A 14,440-nucleotide genomic window follows, 5' to 3' on the forward strand; every position below is an offset into this window, starting at 1 on the left:
CGCGCCTATGTAGATCGGAACTGCCATTTCCATCAAAGTTGCCTGCCGGCCCGGATCATCGCCCGAGCAATGGAAAGCTCTACCTCGACCTTGGCGTTTTCCTTCTGGGTCATATTGTCGGCCGCAATCAGCCGACGCAGCGAGCGTAGGACTTCGCCGCGCGCCCATCCCTGCTTCAAGCATGTCCACCATGCCTGAAAGCCGGGCTCCATTGCTTCCTGGCAGTCGACCTCTCGGTCGGGGTAGTCGCCTTCGCGCCTCGGTCCGCTGATCATCCGTTGCCGTCCACCGTTCTTTCTTCGTCCAACTGTCGCGGCACCGGCAGATAGGCGTTCGCGACGAGCCATTCGCCGACGATCGTTTCCACCAGATCCGGCTTGGCAGTGCCCATCTCGGCCGCCAGGCTGGTCAGCGCGTCATCGGTGCGGGGATCAAGGCTGACCCCACCGGCGTTTCTGATCAGCAGCGCGGCCCGCCGCAACAGCACCTGCAGGTCTGCCCGAGAAGCGTCCGCAATGTGGTCGGCGGTGCTTTCCAGTTCATGCACGAATTGATGTCGGGACATCGGTCATGCTCCTACTGCCCATCGGCCATCTCGTCGGTCGCAACATTGGCCAGCAGAGCGACCCTTTCGTCATAGAATTCGTTCTTGCCGTCCTCCGCTTGAATGATGGCGCGCAGACGCGCCAGCGCGGTGACACGATCGACAAGCTGCGTTTCGGGGTCGTGCAGCAGTTGCAAACCGCGAACTTCACTCCGCTTCTCGTCCGACCAGCCCTCACAGCATGCCTTGATCGCGGCATTGCTGGCCGCCCACCAAACATCAGCGGCAGCATACTCGTCTTCCGAGGGTTCTTGGTCTGGCGGAAAGCCCATGTCATCCCAGCCTTCGACCGCGAATGAACCTTCAGCCGCTTTCTCCGCGGTCAAGCCAGATTGCTTGATCACGGCCCGAGCTGCGGCGAGACCGCGCTGTTTTTCTTCAGGGGTGGCTCCCCTGGCGTCCATCATAATCTCCATGAGCGGCCTCCTGCGGCTGTCAGGACATCAGTGAACAAAAAGAGAACGCTGGAGTCAAGAGCCTCTTGACCGAGTAGGATTAAGTTCCTCATTTCACCGTATGCCGGAGCAACCCGAGAAGTGGCCGAGAGGCGCCCGCTGGACGTTGACGCATGCTCACGACGCCGTGCAGGTGGCCGGCATCCGCTGCGGCAAATGCAACATCACTCGCTACTATAAGCCGCTCGAGTTACGGGAGGTCATCGGCAACGTCACGATCGATGAGGTGAGGGACAAGGCGCGCTGCCAGAAGTGCGGCAGCCGTGAGTGGATGAGCGCCCAGCTATTCTACGCGACCGGCGAGCAAGCGCACACGATCCGGTTCCGGCGCTTGGTGCAGATCCGATGGGAGAAGCGGGTGATCTGGCGGGATGAGTAGACCACGGCAGACAACGGTACCTAAACCCTTTGTCCCCAGGTTCGCGCAAAGGCGATCAACGTCAGGCCTGTCGTTGCAAGAAAACAAACCAGTATCCAGCTGAACAACTGCGAGAGCATCCCTGGCGCAAAGACGGCGCCGAAGGCAAAGGATTAAAGTCCGGGTAGTCGTAAGTGATCCATTGAAGAAAGGCGGCGGCTACGAAAAGGCCGCCCACTATGTGAAACAGCGCACGGCCGAGTGTCCTCACTTTGCGGCCCGCTTTGCCGCCGCTCTCCTCACCGGCTTCGCTCCGGGCTTCCGACCAAGCCCGCTGGACTTCGCCAACTCTGACCGCTGTGCCGCATAGTTCGGTGCCACCATCGGATAGTCGCGCGCCAAGCCCCATTTGGCCCGGTACTCGTCGGGCGTTAGACCATAATGCACGCCGAGATGGCGCTTCAGCGATTTGAACTTCTTCCCGTCCTCGAGACAGACAATGTAGTCGGGAAACACCGATCGCTTGGGATTGACCGCGGGCGACAGGGACGGCGTCTCGGGCTCTGCCGCCTTGCCGATTTTCGAGAGCGACGAATTCACGCTTTGGATCAGACCGGGGAGCGAGGCAGGCGGCACAGCGTTGTGTCCGACATAAGCAGATACAATGTCTGCGGTAAGCGCCATCAACTGGCCTCGGCTGTTCTCACTCTCGTCGGGCATGCAAAAAGCTCCAATTCGCGTATAGCTGCATCTCTCTTAGCCGGTTTTGCCAAAAGGTCTACGATTCCGTCACGCGGTCATTTACTCGCGATGAGCCAGATGGGCTGGCTAGTCGGTGGCTCGAGCTTCAGCCAATGTGGCCAGTCGCTTTTGCACCGTCGGCGTGGAGCGATGGATGGTCGTTACAGTGCGGACCGTGGAAAGGTCCGACTCATCCAGGGGCGCATAGCCAAGCTCGCCTAAGGCCGCTTTGCGCCTGATGTCGGCCGCTGAAGGCAATCTTGCCACCCGCTGAAAGCAGACATGTAGTCTGCATCGGGAGTCTAGCTTGTTCCCCTCAGGCCAAGCCTCGCAGGTACTGTCAATCGGGGATCTGGCATGTAACATTGCTTGCTAATATACGATGGGTTGAGGGAAGCGTTCCGCTCGAACTTGGCGGAATGTCCCTTTTGGGAGAAGCCGACATGCAGGGCTCAGTCGAAAACGACCTTTCCAGCCGCCTTGAATCCGCAAACCGGCGTATTGCAGAGCTGGAAAAGGCCGAGGCAGCTGCGGCAATCGAATTTGACCGTCTTTCCGCCGAAAACAAGCGATTGATTCAATTCACCGAGGAACGCACCAAGGAACTGGCCATCCTCAACAGCGTCGGCGAAGCGACTGCCAAGACGCTGAATGTCGAAACAGTGACCCGTATCGTTGGCGACAAGGTTCGCGAGATGTTCGGCGCGGATTTGACGGAAATCCTGCTGCACGACGAAACGTCCAATTTGATCAACGTCTCCTATGCATTCGACGGCAATTACCAGTACCCTGAACCTTTTGCGATGGGCGAAGGACTTACCTCGAGAGTTATGTTGTCGGGTAAGCCACTGTTCCTGGGAACTTTCGAGGATGCAATCGAGTTGGGCGCCCTGATGCCCAAGGAAGAGGACAAGACTGAAACCTATCTCGGTGTGCCTATTATTGCCGGGAATAGGACGCTGGGTGTGGTTAGCGTGCAGAGCTACAGAAAAAACGCCTTCAACGAAGATCATGTTCGCCTGCTCCAAGGGCTCTCGGCCAGCATGGGCGTTGCCATCGCCAACGCCTACCTCTTCGACGAGACGCAGCGGCTCCTGAAAGTGGCGCAAGACCGGGCCAAGGAATTGGCCATTCTCAACGGCGTTGGCGAAGCGATGACGAAGTCACTGAACGTCGACACGATTATTCGGCTGGTTGGCGATAAGGTCAGGGAGGCCTTCGGCACCGAGGTCAGTGAGATTCTGCTGCACGACAGTCAATCCGGTGTAGTTCGAGTTCCTTACGCTTACTATAGAGGTCACAAAACCATCGAGCCGTTCCCGATGGGGTTAGGGCTTACGTCGGAAATTATCTCCACGGGGAAGCCGCTGGTTTTCAGCACCATGGAGGAAGGAAAAACGCGCGGTGCCTATTTTCCAGACGAAGATGACAGGACCTCATCATACATTGGCGTGCCGATCAATTCGGGCGAGAGAACGCTCGGAGTGGTTAGTGTTCAAAGCTACGAAAAGAATGCCTTCGATGAGAATCACGTACGATTGTTGCAGACGATAGCTTCCAATATGGGTGTCGCGATTGCCAACGCCCGCTTCTTCGATGAGACCCAGAGGCTTCTAAAGGAAACGGAGCACCGAGCTGCTGAACTGGGTGCGATCAGCAAGGTCAGTCAAGCACTCATCGGCGAAGCCGAACTTGGCAACACAATCCAGCTGATCGGCGATCAGATGCAGGAGATTTTCAGCGCCGATATAGTCTACGTCGCTCTGCTCGATCCGGACACAAAGCTGATCCATTTTCCTTATCAGTTCGGCGAAGCCTTCACCACACTCAAGCTCGGCGAGGGCCTTACAAGCAAGATCCTGGAAACCGGCGAGCCGTTGCTCATCAACCAGGATGTCGCGGAACGCGGCGCGGAAATCGGAGCAACTCCGGTTGGCAAGGATGCACTTTCGTATCTTGGTGTTCCGATCAAGACCGCTCAGGGCAATGTCGGAGTGATCAGTGTGCAGAGTACGACACGAGAGGGTATGTTCAACGAAAATTCGCTGCGGCTGCTTTCGACCATCGCCGCCAATGCGGGTGCGGCGCTTCACAACGCACAACTGTTCACCGAGCTCAAGGAGCTTTCGCCGGCGTTGACAGAGGCAAAGGAGGCGGCGGAGGCTGCCAACGAAGCCAAGAGCACGTTCCTTGCTACCATGAGCCATGAAATCCGCACGCCGATGAACGGCGTTATCGGCATGGCCAACCTGATGCTGGCTACCAAACTTGACGATGAGCAGCGGGAAATCGGCGAGACGATAAACAACAGCGCGGAAGCGCTGCTGACCATCATCAACGACATACTCGATTTTTCCAAGGTCGAGGCGGGCAAGCTTGATCTCGATCCCCGGCAGTTCGAATTGCGCGAGTGCCTCGAAAGCGCGATCGATTTGATTGCGCCAAGGACAGCAGAGAAGGGATTGGACCTCGGCTATGTCGTTGAGCCCGGCACGCCGGAAAGTATTGTCGCCGACAATAACCGTCTAAGGCAGGTTCTGATCAACCTGCTCAACAATGCCGTCAAATTCACCGAGCGGGGAGAGGTCGTGCTTTCCGTGATGGAGGTGCCGTCCGGAGCCGCGGGCACCAGTCCGCAGGGCGAGGGCGAGCGCAAAACGTGTACGCTCCAGTTCGCGGTGCGCGATACCGGTATCGGCATAGCCAAGGACCGGATGGATCGCCTGTTCAAATCATTCAGCCAGGTCGATGCTTCCACGACGAGACGCTATGGCGGAACCGGGCTCGGTCTGGCGATCAGCAGGCGTCTGGTGGAATTGATGGGCGGTGAGATTTGGGTGGAGAGCGCCGAAGGAAAAGGCACGACATTCTTTTTCACCATCCGCGCTCCGGTTGCCTCGAGCCAAAGAGCGACACAACTGCTGCCGACGAAGGATGAACTGGCTGGCAAGCGGCTGCTGATCGTCGACGATAACGCAACAAATCGGCGCATCATATCCTTGCAGGCACAGGCCTGGGATATGGCTGCATCAGCAATCGAACATCCCGCCGACGCGCTTCGACGGCTTGCGGGAGGTGAGGTTTTCGATGTCATCGTTCTCGACATGAACATGCCCGGCATGGATGGGATCGAACTGGCCAGGCAAATACGCGCGCTCGAAGGCAACGGCAGCGTTCCGTTGTTGCTGCTCAGTTCAGTGGTGCCCATACCGGAAGACAAGAAAAAAGAGATGGAAAGTATCAAGTTTGCGGCCATGCTTTCCAAGCCAATCAAGCCATCACCGTTGCTCAATGCATTGCTGTCGATCTTTGCCGGAACTCCGATACGCTCCATCCGATCCGATCAGCTGAAGGCGCCGGCACTCGACAGTACGATGGCGGAGAAATTTCCGCTTCGCATCCTCCTGGTCGACGACAATGCCACCAACCGGAAACTTGGCTCCAAGGTGCTCGAGCGCCTGGGGTACAAGCCGCAACTGGCGGTCGACGGGCAGTCGGCAGTCGCTGCATATACCCAGGGCAGCCATGGCGTTATCCTGATGGATATCGAAATGCCTGACATGGACGGTCTCGAAGCGACAAGATTGATCCGCGCGTCCAGCAGCCAACATGCGCGTCAGCCGTTCATCATCGCCCTGACCGCCAACGCAATGGCCGGTGATCGCGAGAGATATCTGGATGCAGGGATGGATGATTACCTCAGTAAGCCGCTGCGCGTGGAAGACCTCATCGCCTCGCTGAACAAGGCGGTGCTGGCTGGCGGGCAGAGACTTGCCGGTGCAGGGAGAGATTTCCAGGAGCCCAGCGTGCCAAGGCTCTGAAATGCAAAGGTCGGATCTTGGCGCAATCGCCACCAGCCGTTGCAGCATTGAACGAAAAATGATGCGCTATCGCTAATTTAGCGCGCCCGCGATAGTCTACCTTTTCAGCGCGAGGGAACGCTGACGAATTCAAGCAGGGCGGTCGATTTCGATCGTACATCGCCAGCGCCGATAGAAATTCGCGGTCGAAATCGAGGGACATCGTGGCGATCGATATAGGGGCACTTGATAAACTGCGCGAGCTTATCGGTGGCGAAGAAGCCGACCTTGTAGAGCTCGTGGAGTCTTTCCTCGAGGAGGGCGCATCCATCATGCAAGACATGCGGTCGGGTCCGGCTTCCGACCTGACCGCCATCCGGCGGGCTGCCCACTCCCTGAAATCCAACGCGCGGGACATGGGTGCGGCCGAACTCAGCCAAATCTGCGCCCGGGTCGAGGCGCGATGCGCAAGTGGCGGGCCGACGGATTTGGCGGAAATCGACAATGCACAGCGCGCGTTCGACGCCGCCGTGACGGAGCTTCGAATGATCTTAAATTTGGGAGAATAATTTGAGCAACCCTGGCAGGATTCTCATCGTTGACGACTCCCGGACCATAAGGATCAAGCTCAAGAAATCGGTCGAGGCTCTCGGCCACCAAGCCGCGGCGGTAGACAGCGGCCGGGCGGCGCTCGAACTGCTCGCCACCGAAAATTTCGATCTCATCCTTCTCGACATCATCATGCCGGTAATGGACGGCTTCGAGGTACTGAAGAATCTTAAGGTATCGTCCAGAACGCGGGATGTTCCGGTTATTGTGATTTCCGCGCTCGACGATGAGATGAGCAGCGTCGTCAAGGCGATCGAATTGGGGGCCGAGGATTTCCTGCCCAAGGACTTCGAACTCGCACTTCTCAAGGCACGGGTTTCCACCTGCATCGAGAAGAAGAGGCTGCGCGACATCGAGAAAGAATATCTGCGGCAGGTGACAAAGCTGACGAAGGCGGCCGCGACCTTGGAAAGCGGGAGGTTCAATCCTTCAAAGCTCGGCATCCGCGATGTGGCAGGCCGCCCGGATGGTCTGGGCAAGCTCGCTACGGTTTTCGCCACAATGGCCCAGAAGGTCTATGATCGCGAGCGCAAAATGCGGCAGAATATCCGCACATTCCGTGGCGCACTGCTGCTGCTGGCTTGCGGAGGATTATGGGGCCTTGTCGTGCCACTATCGAAGATGGCTTCACTCGTTGAAGCTCATCCGATCGGACTGGCGCTCCTTATTGACGTGATTGGGGCTGTGTTCTGCATCGGGATAAGCATGAAGCGGCAGACAATGCCCCGCTTTGCTGATCTTACGCGCTCGGATTGGAAGTTCATTCTCATCCTTGCATTCATCAGCTCGGTGATCAATCAGGTGCTGGTCTATTGGCTGGCAAGCAAGCTTCCCGCCTTCATCGTCTCTATTGTCATCGTCCTCGAGGGATTCGCCGTATTCCTGTTCGCTTCCTTGATGCGGACGGAGGCGCCCAATCTGAGGCGGTTTTTGGGACTTGGACTGGGTCTCGCCGGTATCTTCATCATACTTCTCTATGGAGAGCCGGCGGAAATGGCGACCAGTTGGTTGTGGCTTGCCATTGCACTCGTCATCCCGATCACTTACGCGACCGAGGATATTTACCTCTCGGAGTACAAGCCTGCTGCCATCGATAGCGTCGCTCTGTTCGGCATCACCCTTGTTGCTTCGGTTTTGATGCTGATGCCGCTGGCAGCTTTCTATCGGGATTTCATCCCTTTTGATCTACTGACCGGACGGCTTGGCATGATCGTCGTTCTAATGGCCGTTGCCGGCAATTTGGCGATGCTGCTTTTCATCGCGCTGATCTCCAGCACAGGCGCTGTTTTTGCAAGCCAGAACGCCTACGCAGTCACCGCAGCCGGCATAGGCTGGAGCATGCTTTTGCTGGGTGAGGCGATACCGGCGCTCACCTGGGTCTCTCTGGCGCTCATCGTCGTTGGTCTCCTGATGGTCGAGCCCAAGCAGGAGGCTGAAGAAGAACCGCCCCTATTTGACGACACATCGGAGGAGTTCGTCCCGCAGTTGCTGTCGTCGCCCACGGAATGAAAGATCCGGTCAACGATCTACCCGCGGGACAGTTCACGTCGAAGAAATGCCTGAAGGTCTGGTTTTGACTATCACCGCTGAAAAGCTGCCCGTCGGCTTCCGGCCCCAAAGCGGTCAGCAGGCGGTTCTACAATTCGCCATCGACTGGGGTTCTTGGAAGCTTTTCGAACTTTCAGGGTCGCGCCTCAGCCCGACTTGAGGGTGCTTTTGGACAAAGCAGGACACTAGCTTCGCTTTTTGGACGGTTTACCAGGCACCGGCTAAGCGCAAGAGAACTCACCCCGACCAGCTTGATCTTTTTGCATAGGCGGCAAGCCGACGGCCAAGGTGATCAGCGCGATTCCTGGCATCGCCAAGCGCATGTGGCGCGAGCGCCATATGCAGCAGCCGAACAATCCGCCGCCACATTCTGCCGATGCGGAGGCGCGCATGACGCCAACCTACCGCGCCCCTGCCGCATGGATCAATCAGGCCCTTGGCTGCCTGTCAGAGGCGAGCGGATGCCCGACGTGCGCTTCCTCGCCGAACACCAAGCCGATCATGACGGACGCCGGCCGGCGACCTTGTGGCAAGCGTACTCGAGCGCGAATGGTGGCGGCGCTGGCCGGAAGGGCGCGACGAGGCGAAATGCTCGAAGCCATGAGGGGCACATAACAGCCCGGTTCGCTTCACATGCCCAATGTCTGGCCCGCGTCAAGGTGAAGGAACGCCGCCGACGAATTGCTGCGAATGGCGTCTTCGAATGCCTCTGTCGCGTTGCCGTGCGTGACGTCGACCAGAAGCGCGGCCGCCTTCTCGACCTCATCGGCAGCGCGTTCAATACGGTCAAGACGCTTCGCCAGACGATCGTGCAGCATTTCCAGCCGCGCTGCCCGGTGCAGATCGGAGCGCTCTTCGCGGTGGTCGAAATCGAGGGGAGCGAACATCATCGTCGTCATGGTATCGGCTCCTCAATGGGCGGTCGGCGGCGTTATCTTCAGCCGCCGCCGCTTGGCTGCCTTCGCTCTCGCTTGGCCGGCTCGGATCCGGCAGCACAGTGCAAGGCTGACCGCGAGGCCGTGCTTTTCGTCGAGCATAGCCGTGGCCTGCTTCAGGGTGCGCTCGGCTCGCTGCGCGCGTTGCCTTGCGACCGCCATTTCGAGAACGACAAGTTCAAGCATCCTCCCGTTTCCTTGCGGGCTGAGGTCCCTTCGCGGAATCAACAAGCGAGCCCGGCATTTGTTCCTGTGGCAGCCAGGTCGCGCGTCGAGCCCCTCGATCGCCTCGCTCATCCTCACCGCGCTGGCGCTTGCGACCGTCCTGGCCGCCGGCGGCGCCGCTACCGGTGCTGATTGGGCCAACGCCTATCTGATGCCGGCACGATTGATTATATCCTCCGCGACTCCGGCGGCACCATCTACAAGCAACGAACGCATCCGGTTCGAGGGGACCGCCAAGGAAGAAACCACCGTCGTCAGGATTGGCGGCGCCAGCGACGGCGCGACGACTTTTTCATGGAAGATCGATACCACTGCGAACGCCGCCCGACACTTCCCGTTCGAAAGCGAGAAGATCGCGATCTGGAGCGATACCACCGGATCAAGTGTGACGGCGACCGTTGAGGGTATCGCTGCCTCTCTGCCGAACAATGACGAGATTTGGATCGAGGTCGAATATCCGGGCTCGGTATCATCGCCGAAAAGCTCCTTCGTCAGAACATGTCCGGCCGATACGCTGGCCGCTGCCGCAGCGGTCTCGACAAGCACCTTGACCTGGGGCGCTCGACATCGGCGTTTAAGCTGGCCGCCACCTTCACGCCTCAGCAGAAGGGCTGGATTTTCGTTCGGATGTGCGCGGCTAAGGCGTCGGCAACGTTCTACATCGATCCGAAGATCACGCTGACCTGAAGGCCTAGTTCATCGCTACAGGATATCGCGATTGAGGGTGATGGCAGGCAGGCTCCACCCGCCGTGGACGATCGCGAAGCCAGGCCGGTAGCGAGCCTCGTGCATTGCGGTCTCCAATGCATTATCATTCGACCCGATGGGGATACTTCAACCGCGGCCAAAGCCTAAGAAAGCTTACCCGAACAGCGACCGGTTCGGCGAAGACGGCCGGCGCATCTACAGCGCATATAATGGCGCAAAAGTAGCCCGGCCTCATCGTCAGATATTCTCCAAGCGTTTGCGCCTCGTCGCTCTCATGCTCGTCTTTGCGATCGGCGCCGTGCTTGTGTTCGTCATGAGCCAATTGCCCCACTAAGTCGGCTTGTCGACGAGCGGCGCCTTTCGCTTCGGCGGCACGTAAGCGGTCACCAGTCTGACAGCATCGATATCGACGGTCACCGGAACGCCGAGATTGACCGTCACCTTGCCCTCGTTGACGCGGGTGACATCGCCTATCAGCTCGATCGGCTGGCCGTGCTTCACCTTCGATATCCGGTCTACGATGGAATGCGGCTGGCTATAGGACGGGATCGAGACGCTCACCCGATCTTCTGTCACCCGCCTGCGCACGGTCGCGGTGATGGCGACTTCATCGCCGATGTTGATGCTGCCTTTAGCCATGGGAACGACTCTGGGGCGGCTTACCGCTTAGTCAAGCTTATTCTAATGTTCCAAATCGTTGGGAACAGTGACGGCGGTGACACGTTGGAAATGCGAGCAGTATTCTCCTTCAGGGATGCAGCCGCCTCAGGAACAAAGCCCGTCGCTTTACGCTATTAGCCGCGACGGGCTTTTCTTTTCCGGCAACGAACACATGCTAAAGCGCGTCAACGCAAACCAGAGTAACCCCCGCCCCTGACAGGACGGGCTTCCTTATGATCCACCCCAAATCAGCGGATGAACTCTTGTCCCTCAAACGGATAATGAACCTTGTACGGGGCCTTGCTAAAATCGCCCCCATGCCTCGCTTCTTCTTCGACCTATGTCATGGCGGTGATGTCTACCACGATGCCCGTGGAGGCACCTTCAAAGGCTTTGTGCAAGCCAAGGCAACGGCACTCGACCTCCTACGAAGGTTCCCGGCCGGTGATCGCGATCTAACCTGCACGATCCGCGACACGTTCGGGCGCTCGGTTGCAAACGTTAGCATCAAATCGGAGATTTCGGGCCGGGAAGCATTCGGACCTCAGTCCTCATTGCAGGACGACGCGCTATCGAAGGCCTTGCCATTCCTCGCTGGCGGCTGAAACGATCCCTTGGCGGCTAACCCCGATAGCCCGCTGCTGGTGTGCCCCCACACCAGCAGCGGGCTAAAGGTAGCCGACGCCTTCTCATTGGGAGAATTGCCCGAAAGCGGGCGCCGGCCTGGCGGTCCTGGGGGTCCGCCGCATATGCAAAGTAGCTAAAGCATCTGCGATCGACATGGTGTGATCGCGGAAGCTTGGGAAGGTTGACGGCGGCGGCTTCAATAAGTGATGATTAATATACGGTAAATGGTCGATCCTTCAGGGGTGTAGCCAATTGCTGGAGCCCGCTGTTGGACCCCCCGGCAGCGGGCTTTGCATTTTAGAGGCTGTTAATACGTGCGCCGTAGCCAGCCTCAAGGCTGGCCATTCTCACAACAGCCCGTCGCCTAGCGCGAACCGCGGCCGAGGGAGAATGATCTTTGCTCCGGCCTCTTGCCAACGATGATCTCCGAACGCCATATCTCACTCGGATGGGGCGACCTCGTTGGAGATCGCCGTGGGCAAAGAATACCCCTTCGTTGAAGATACGCTGGGCAAGAAAGTGAAGGCCGGCACAGGCCTGTCGGTGAGCTGCCTAACGTGCAAACGCGTGGCCGCGCTCGACATAGCCGAGATGGTGAAGCGGCTCGGGCCGGATCATTCCGCCATGCATTGGGGTCTGATCAAGATCGTCTACTGCCACGAATGCCGTGCCGCCGGCCGCGACGACCGAAATCTGCAGTTCACGAATCATGCGATGACTCCGGAGATGCGTAAGGGCTGGACGCCTTGCCCATAAGCTGGCGGGCATAATTGCAGGCCCTCATTAGGAACGCTTCGTGCAACAAACGGACCATCAATGCTCTCCCTCGTCGGCTAGGTATTCCCTCACATTTCCGAAGTCGCGGTACATCCCGCCGTCGGGATGCTTTTTCTCGTGCCACGAGATCGACCAATAACCAGTGTCTTCAAGATCTTCCATAGCGCGGATCCGATCGGCATCGGCCGGAAATTGCTGCTTGAGGAGTGAGTTGACTGCGTCCACCCCGCCCAGACGATAGGCTTCCAGGCAAATGTCGTGAAACATTGTCTATCCCCCGAAAAGATTCGCATGAGCAGAATTGCGCAACTGGAGGCTGCAACGCAAACGGGCTCTCTCGTCGGCACCTATCGCCTGCCCAACGAATGGCAATACGCGCGCCTTGGCCGTCTGCGGGGCGAGAAACGGCATGCCGCGGTGCTGGCCTTGGGCTGCGGGATCACCGTCCGCCAGTTCGCCAAGCTGCCCCTGGACAGGCAGCAGGCGGTTCGCAGGCAGGCGGCATAGGCCGCAACCTTTGGCCTGAGAGCTTTTCCTAATTCTCCGCGTGGCTGAAGACGACAGCGCCGTTGTCCTTGCGAACTTCGACCGACACTACTCCATCGTCACCCTTTCGAGTCGGGAACATGGTGATTGCGTGATCCTTCGCCATTTTCTCAGCGTCAAAGGTCACCTTGTCGATAATGCCCCGTACTCCATACCAGATGACAGTGTAGGCCATTTGTTGCTCCCACGCTTTACGCAAGCATAGCACCAGCGTCCCGTGGGACCTACATCGGGCCACAGCGAGGCGCCAAGACGCGATCGGCGCTTCGGCGGTGCCAAGAGAGCGGCGACGAGGAATGCGCGCTGATGGCTGGTAGAAGGGCGGCCCGGCAGCCAACGTATCTTCGGGGGAGTGGTAAGCCGCCGGGCCTAGGGGACACCTAGGACGGGGAGCACCCGTCCCAGAAGCTCCAGCATGATCCCGACGGCGGCGGGCGGGAAGAATAAGAAAGCAGCCGGCCGAACTTTCAACGGTCGCCTTTATGACGAGATGCCCGTTCCATCGACGCCTTGAGAATGTGATTCCCGATCTTGGTTGCCAGCCCAATAGCCTTCGGCTCGGGGTTCGATATGGCCAGAAACAAAGAGAACATTGGGGCGCCCCGGTCGTTGCGGAAGGCAAGACTTTCGGGAAGAGGTCCGCCAGTCGCTTCCCGACAAACTGTTCTATGGCCGCGACGTCGGCGCTTCGTTGGTGAATCTCGTCGACCTGTCCTAATAAGTCGGTCCGTTGCTCGCGACTATACCAAGCCTTTTCCCATTCGTCCGTCCCGAGCATCCGAGTGAGGGGTCAAATCGGATGAGGGCCGAATCGTCTACCCGGCCGACTCGACCCTCATAGCCCCTAGCACTGTTCCAAGGAGTCCCAGGCCAGCAAGCTGGCGGTGAGGATATGAACTCCGTCGCTAGGGCGTCAGCAGAGCGGCCTAGCCGACCAATAAAAGTGTCCCATCATGGAACGAATTCACGGCTTGGTGATTTAGTCGATGCAGTCGATCCGCCGAGGTGTAGCTGCTCTCTCCGTCGCGGGAAGCCCGTCGCCTACCCTCAATAGCTGCGATGGGCTTTTCTTTGGGTAGGCTGAGAATTCAGTGCCTGCGGGCCAGCGTCTGTTCCTCTTCCTGCTGATCCAGCGCCCCTAGCAATTCAGTGAAGGACTTCGGCAGCGTCAGTTCAACGCCCAAGTCCAGCTGCTTGCGCAACCTCCGACGGAAACCTTCTGAAGTGGCCAGCTGCCGAAAGATTTGGGGAGATTCGTTGAGCGTAGACATTGAGCAGTGGCATCCCTTGGGGGCCGGCCCTCAAGGGCGGAACTCACCCGGGAGCGAATCGTTCCCCGATCGAATTGCCCTGCTATCAATCGAGCAGCATGCCTTCCTTGCGTGCCGCCGTCTCGAATGCGGCGCGCACATCATCCGGGGTCAGATCGCCAGCTAGTGCGGCGAGGCAAGCCTGCACCGCCTTATTCCAGTGGCGGCCACGCTCGGGCCACTCAAGCAGGTTCTCGGCGGCTGCCTGGACGTTGTTGACCTCATAGCGGACGCCCGTTTGGCGGGTCTTCACCGAGACCGGCGGCGAGAACCATAGCGTGCCATGCGTGCGCATCTATTCGTGCATGTCGAAGGCGACGAACCGGCCAAGCAATATCGCCTCGTACATGATGCATTCGGTGAGTTGGCAATCGGTCTCGGTGAGATTGGGACCCTGTTCGCGGACGGCAGCGATGGCTTCTTTGATCGAAACCGTTTCGCCAAACGGCGCGTTTAGGAGCGCTGCATGGACAAGCTTTTTAGCGGTGCTCGCCCGACCATGGTCGGCTTGAACGTCCACCAGCCCAACTCCACCCT

Annotated in this window: 20 protein-coding genes; 8 read left to right on the forward strand and 12 right to left on the reverse strand. The window is 58.6% G+C overall.

Annotated elements, in window-relative coordinates; translation table 11 throughout:
- Positions 1-32 precede the first annotated feature (32 nt).
- The 3 genes from FJ425_RS05300 to FJ425_RS05310 are packed head-to-tail and all read right to left on the reverse strand — an operon-like array spanning position 33 to position 1,020.
- Positions 33-275 carry a hypothetical protein gene (locus tag FJ425_RS05300; RefSeq protein ID WP_140692067.1) on the reverse strand — a complete coding sequence of 81 codons (243 nt, stop codon included), beginning with the start codon at positions 273-275 and terminating at the stop codon, positions 33-35.
- Positions 272-565 (reverse strand): hypothetical protein, encoded by a 294-nt coding sequence (locus FJ425_RS05305; protein ID WP_140692052.1) that lies wholly within the window; start codon positions 563-565, stop codon positions 272-274. The genes FJ425_RS05300 and FJ425_RS05305 overlap by 4 nt, the downstream gene beginning before the upstream one ends.
- A gap of 11 nt (positions 566-576) precedes the next feature.
- Positions 577-1,020, reverse strand: coding sequence for a hypothetical protein (locus tag FJ425_RS05310; RefSeq protein ID WP_140692034.1), 444 nt, complete (start codon positions 1,018-1,020; stop codon positions 577-579).
- Positions 1,021-1,165: 145 nt separating this feature from the next.
- Between FJ425_RS05310 and FJ425_RS31480 the strand changes: the two genes are divergently transcribed.
- A complete protein-coding gene (locus FJ425_RS31480; RefSeq protein WP_181175805.1) occupies positions 1,166-1,438 on the forward strand; it encodes a hypothetical protein in 273 nt (90 codons plus the stop codon).
- A 246-nt stretch (positions 1,439-1,684) separates the two neighbouring features.
- Here FJ425_RS31480 and FJ425_RS05320 read toward each other — a convergent pair whose 3' ends face one another.
- Entirely contained in the window at positions 1,685-2,137 is a 453-nt protein-coding gene (locus FJ425_RS05320; RefSeq protein WP_140692004.1) for a MucR family transcriptional regulator, read from the reverse strand.
- Positions 2,138-2,601: 464 nt separating this feature from the next.
- On the opposite strand from FJ425_RS05320, the gene FJ425_RS05325 reads away from it, so the two are divergent.
- The 3 genes from FJ425_RS05325 (at position 2,602) to FJ425_RS05335 (ending at position 8,076) form a co-directional block, all read left to right on the forward strand.
- Complete coding sequence (locus FJ425_RS05325; protein WP_181175807.1) at positions 2,602-5,979, forward strand: GAF domain-containing protein; 3,378 nt, start codon at positions 2,602-2,604, stop codon at positions 5,977-5,979.
- 203 nt (positions 5,980-6,182) lie between these two features.
- Entirely contained in the window at positions 6,183-6,527 is a 345-nt protein-coding gene (locus tag FJ425_RS05330) for an Hpt domain-containing protein (RefSeq protein WP_140691973.1), read from the forward strand.
- Between the two features lies 1 nt (position 6,528).
- Positions 6,529-8,076 (forward strand): response regulator, encoded by a 1,548-nt coding sequence (locus FJ425_RS05335; RefSeq protein WP_140722200.1) that lies wholly within the window; start codon positions 6,529-6,531, stop codon positions 8,074-8,076.
- Positions 8,077-8,744: 668 nt separating this feature from the next.
- Here FJ425_RS05335 and FJ425_RS05340 read toward each other — a convergent pair.
- Positions 8,745-9,014 (reverse strand): hypothetical protein, encoded by a 270-nt coding sequence (locus FJ425_RS05340; RefSeq protein ID WP_246677875.1) that lies wholly within the window; start codon positions 9,012-9,014, stop codon positions 8,745-8,747.
- Between the two features lie 12 nt (positions 9,015-9,026).
- Entirely contained in the window at positions 9,027-9,236 is a 210-nt protein-coding gene (locus tag FJ425_RS05345; RefSeq protein ID WP_140691955.1) for a hypothetical protein, read from the reverse strand.
- 58 nt (positions 9,237-9,294) lie between these two features.
- On the opposite strand from FJ425_RS05345, the gene FJ425_RS05350 reads away from it, so the two are divergent.
- Positions 9,295-9,957: a hypothetical protein gene (locus tag FJ425_RS05350; RefSeq protein WP_140722202.1), complete on the forward strand. Its 663-nt coding sequence runs from the start codon at positions 9,295-9,297 to the stop codon at positions 9,955-9,957.
- A 356-nt stretch (positions 9,958-10,313) separates the two neighbouring features.
- On the opposite strand, the gene FJ425_RS05355 is transcribed toward FJ425_RS05350, so the two are convergent.
- Positions 10,314-10,622: a hypothetical protein gene (locus FJ425_RS05355; RefSeq protein ID WP_140691947.1), complete on the reverse strand. Its 309-nt coding sequence runs from the start codon at positions 10,620-10,622 to the stop codon at positions 10,314-10,316.
- A 254-nt stretch (positions 10,623-10,876) separates the two neighbouring features.
- Here FJ425_RS05355 and FJ425_RS05360 point away from each other — a divergent pair, with 254 nt between their 5' ends.
- Together FJ425_RS05360 and FJ425_RS05365 are read left to right on the forward strand one after the other, a co-directional pair.
- Positions 10,877-11,248, forward strand: a complete 372-nt coding sequence (locus FJ425_RS05360; RefSeq protein ID WP_140722204.1) for a hypothetical protein — start codon at positions 10,877-10,879, stop codon at positions 11,246-11,248.
- 484 nt (positions 11,249-11,732) lie between these two features.
- A complete protein-coding gene (locus FJ425_RS05365) occupies positions 11,733-12,026 on the forward strand; it encodes a hypothetical protein (RefSeq protein ID WP_140722206.1) in 294 nt (97 codons plus the stop codon).
- A gap of 57 nt (positions 12,027-12,083) precedes the next feature.
- Here the strand turns inward: FJ425_RS05365 and FJ425_RS05370 are convergent, their stop codons facing one another.
- Positions 12,084-12,314, reverse strand: coding sequence for a hypothetical protein (locus FJ425_RS05370; protein ID WP_140691936.1), 231 nt, complete (start codon positions 12,312-12,314; stop codon positions 12,084-12,086).
- A gap of 24 nt (positions 12,315-12,338) precedes the next feature.
- On the opposite strand from FJ425_RS05370, the gene FJ425_RS05375 reads away from it, so the two are divergent.
- Positions 12,339-12,554 carry a hypothetical protein gene (locus tag FJ425_RS05375; protein ID WP_140691931.1) on the forward strand — a complete coding sequence of 72 codons (216 nt, stop codon included), beginning with the start codon at positions 12,339-12,341 and terminating at the stop codon, positions 12,552-12,554.
- A 28-nt stretch (positions 12,555-12,582) separates the two neighbouring features.
- On the opposite strand, the gene FJ425_RS05380 is transcribed toward FJ425_RS05375, so the two are convergent.
- The 4 genes from FJ425_RS05380 to FJ425_RS05400 form a co-directional block, all read right to left on the reverse strand.
- Positions 12,583-12,768, reverse strand: coding sequence for a hypothetical protein (locus FJ425_RS05380; protein WP_140691926.1), 186 nt, complete (start codon positions 12,766-12,768; stop codon positions 12,583-12,585).
- Positions 12,769-13,681: 913 nt separating this feature from the next.
- Positions 13,682-13,864: a hypothetical protein gene (locus FJ425_RS05390; RefSeq protein WP_140691922.1), complete on the reverse strand. Its 183-nt coding sequence runs from the start codon at positions 13,862-13,864 to the stop codon at positions 13,682-13,684.
- Positions 13,865-13,949: 85 nt separating this feature from the next.
- Positions 13,950-14,198 (reverse strand): DUF982 domain-containing protein, encoded by a 249-nt coding sequence (locus FJ425_RS05395; RefSeq protein WP_140691918.1) that lies wholly within the window; start codon positions 14,196-14,198, stop codon positions 13,950-13,952.
- Positions 14,199-14,423, reverse strand: coding sequence for a hypothetical protein (locus FJ425_RS05400; RefSeq protein ID WP_246677876.1), 225 nt, complete (start codon positions 14,421-14,423; stop codon positions 14,199-14,201). It abuts the gene before it with no gap.
- Positions 14,424-14,440 lie beyond the last annotated feature (17 nt).

Origin of the sequence: Mesorhizobium sp. B2-7-2 (genome assembly GCF_006440775.1) — a bacterium.
Classification (GTDB): domain Bacteria; phylum Pseudomonadota; class Alphaproteobacteria; order Rhizobiales; family Rhizobiaceae; genus Mesorhizobium.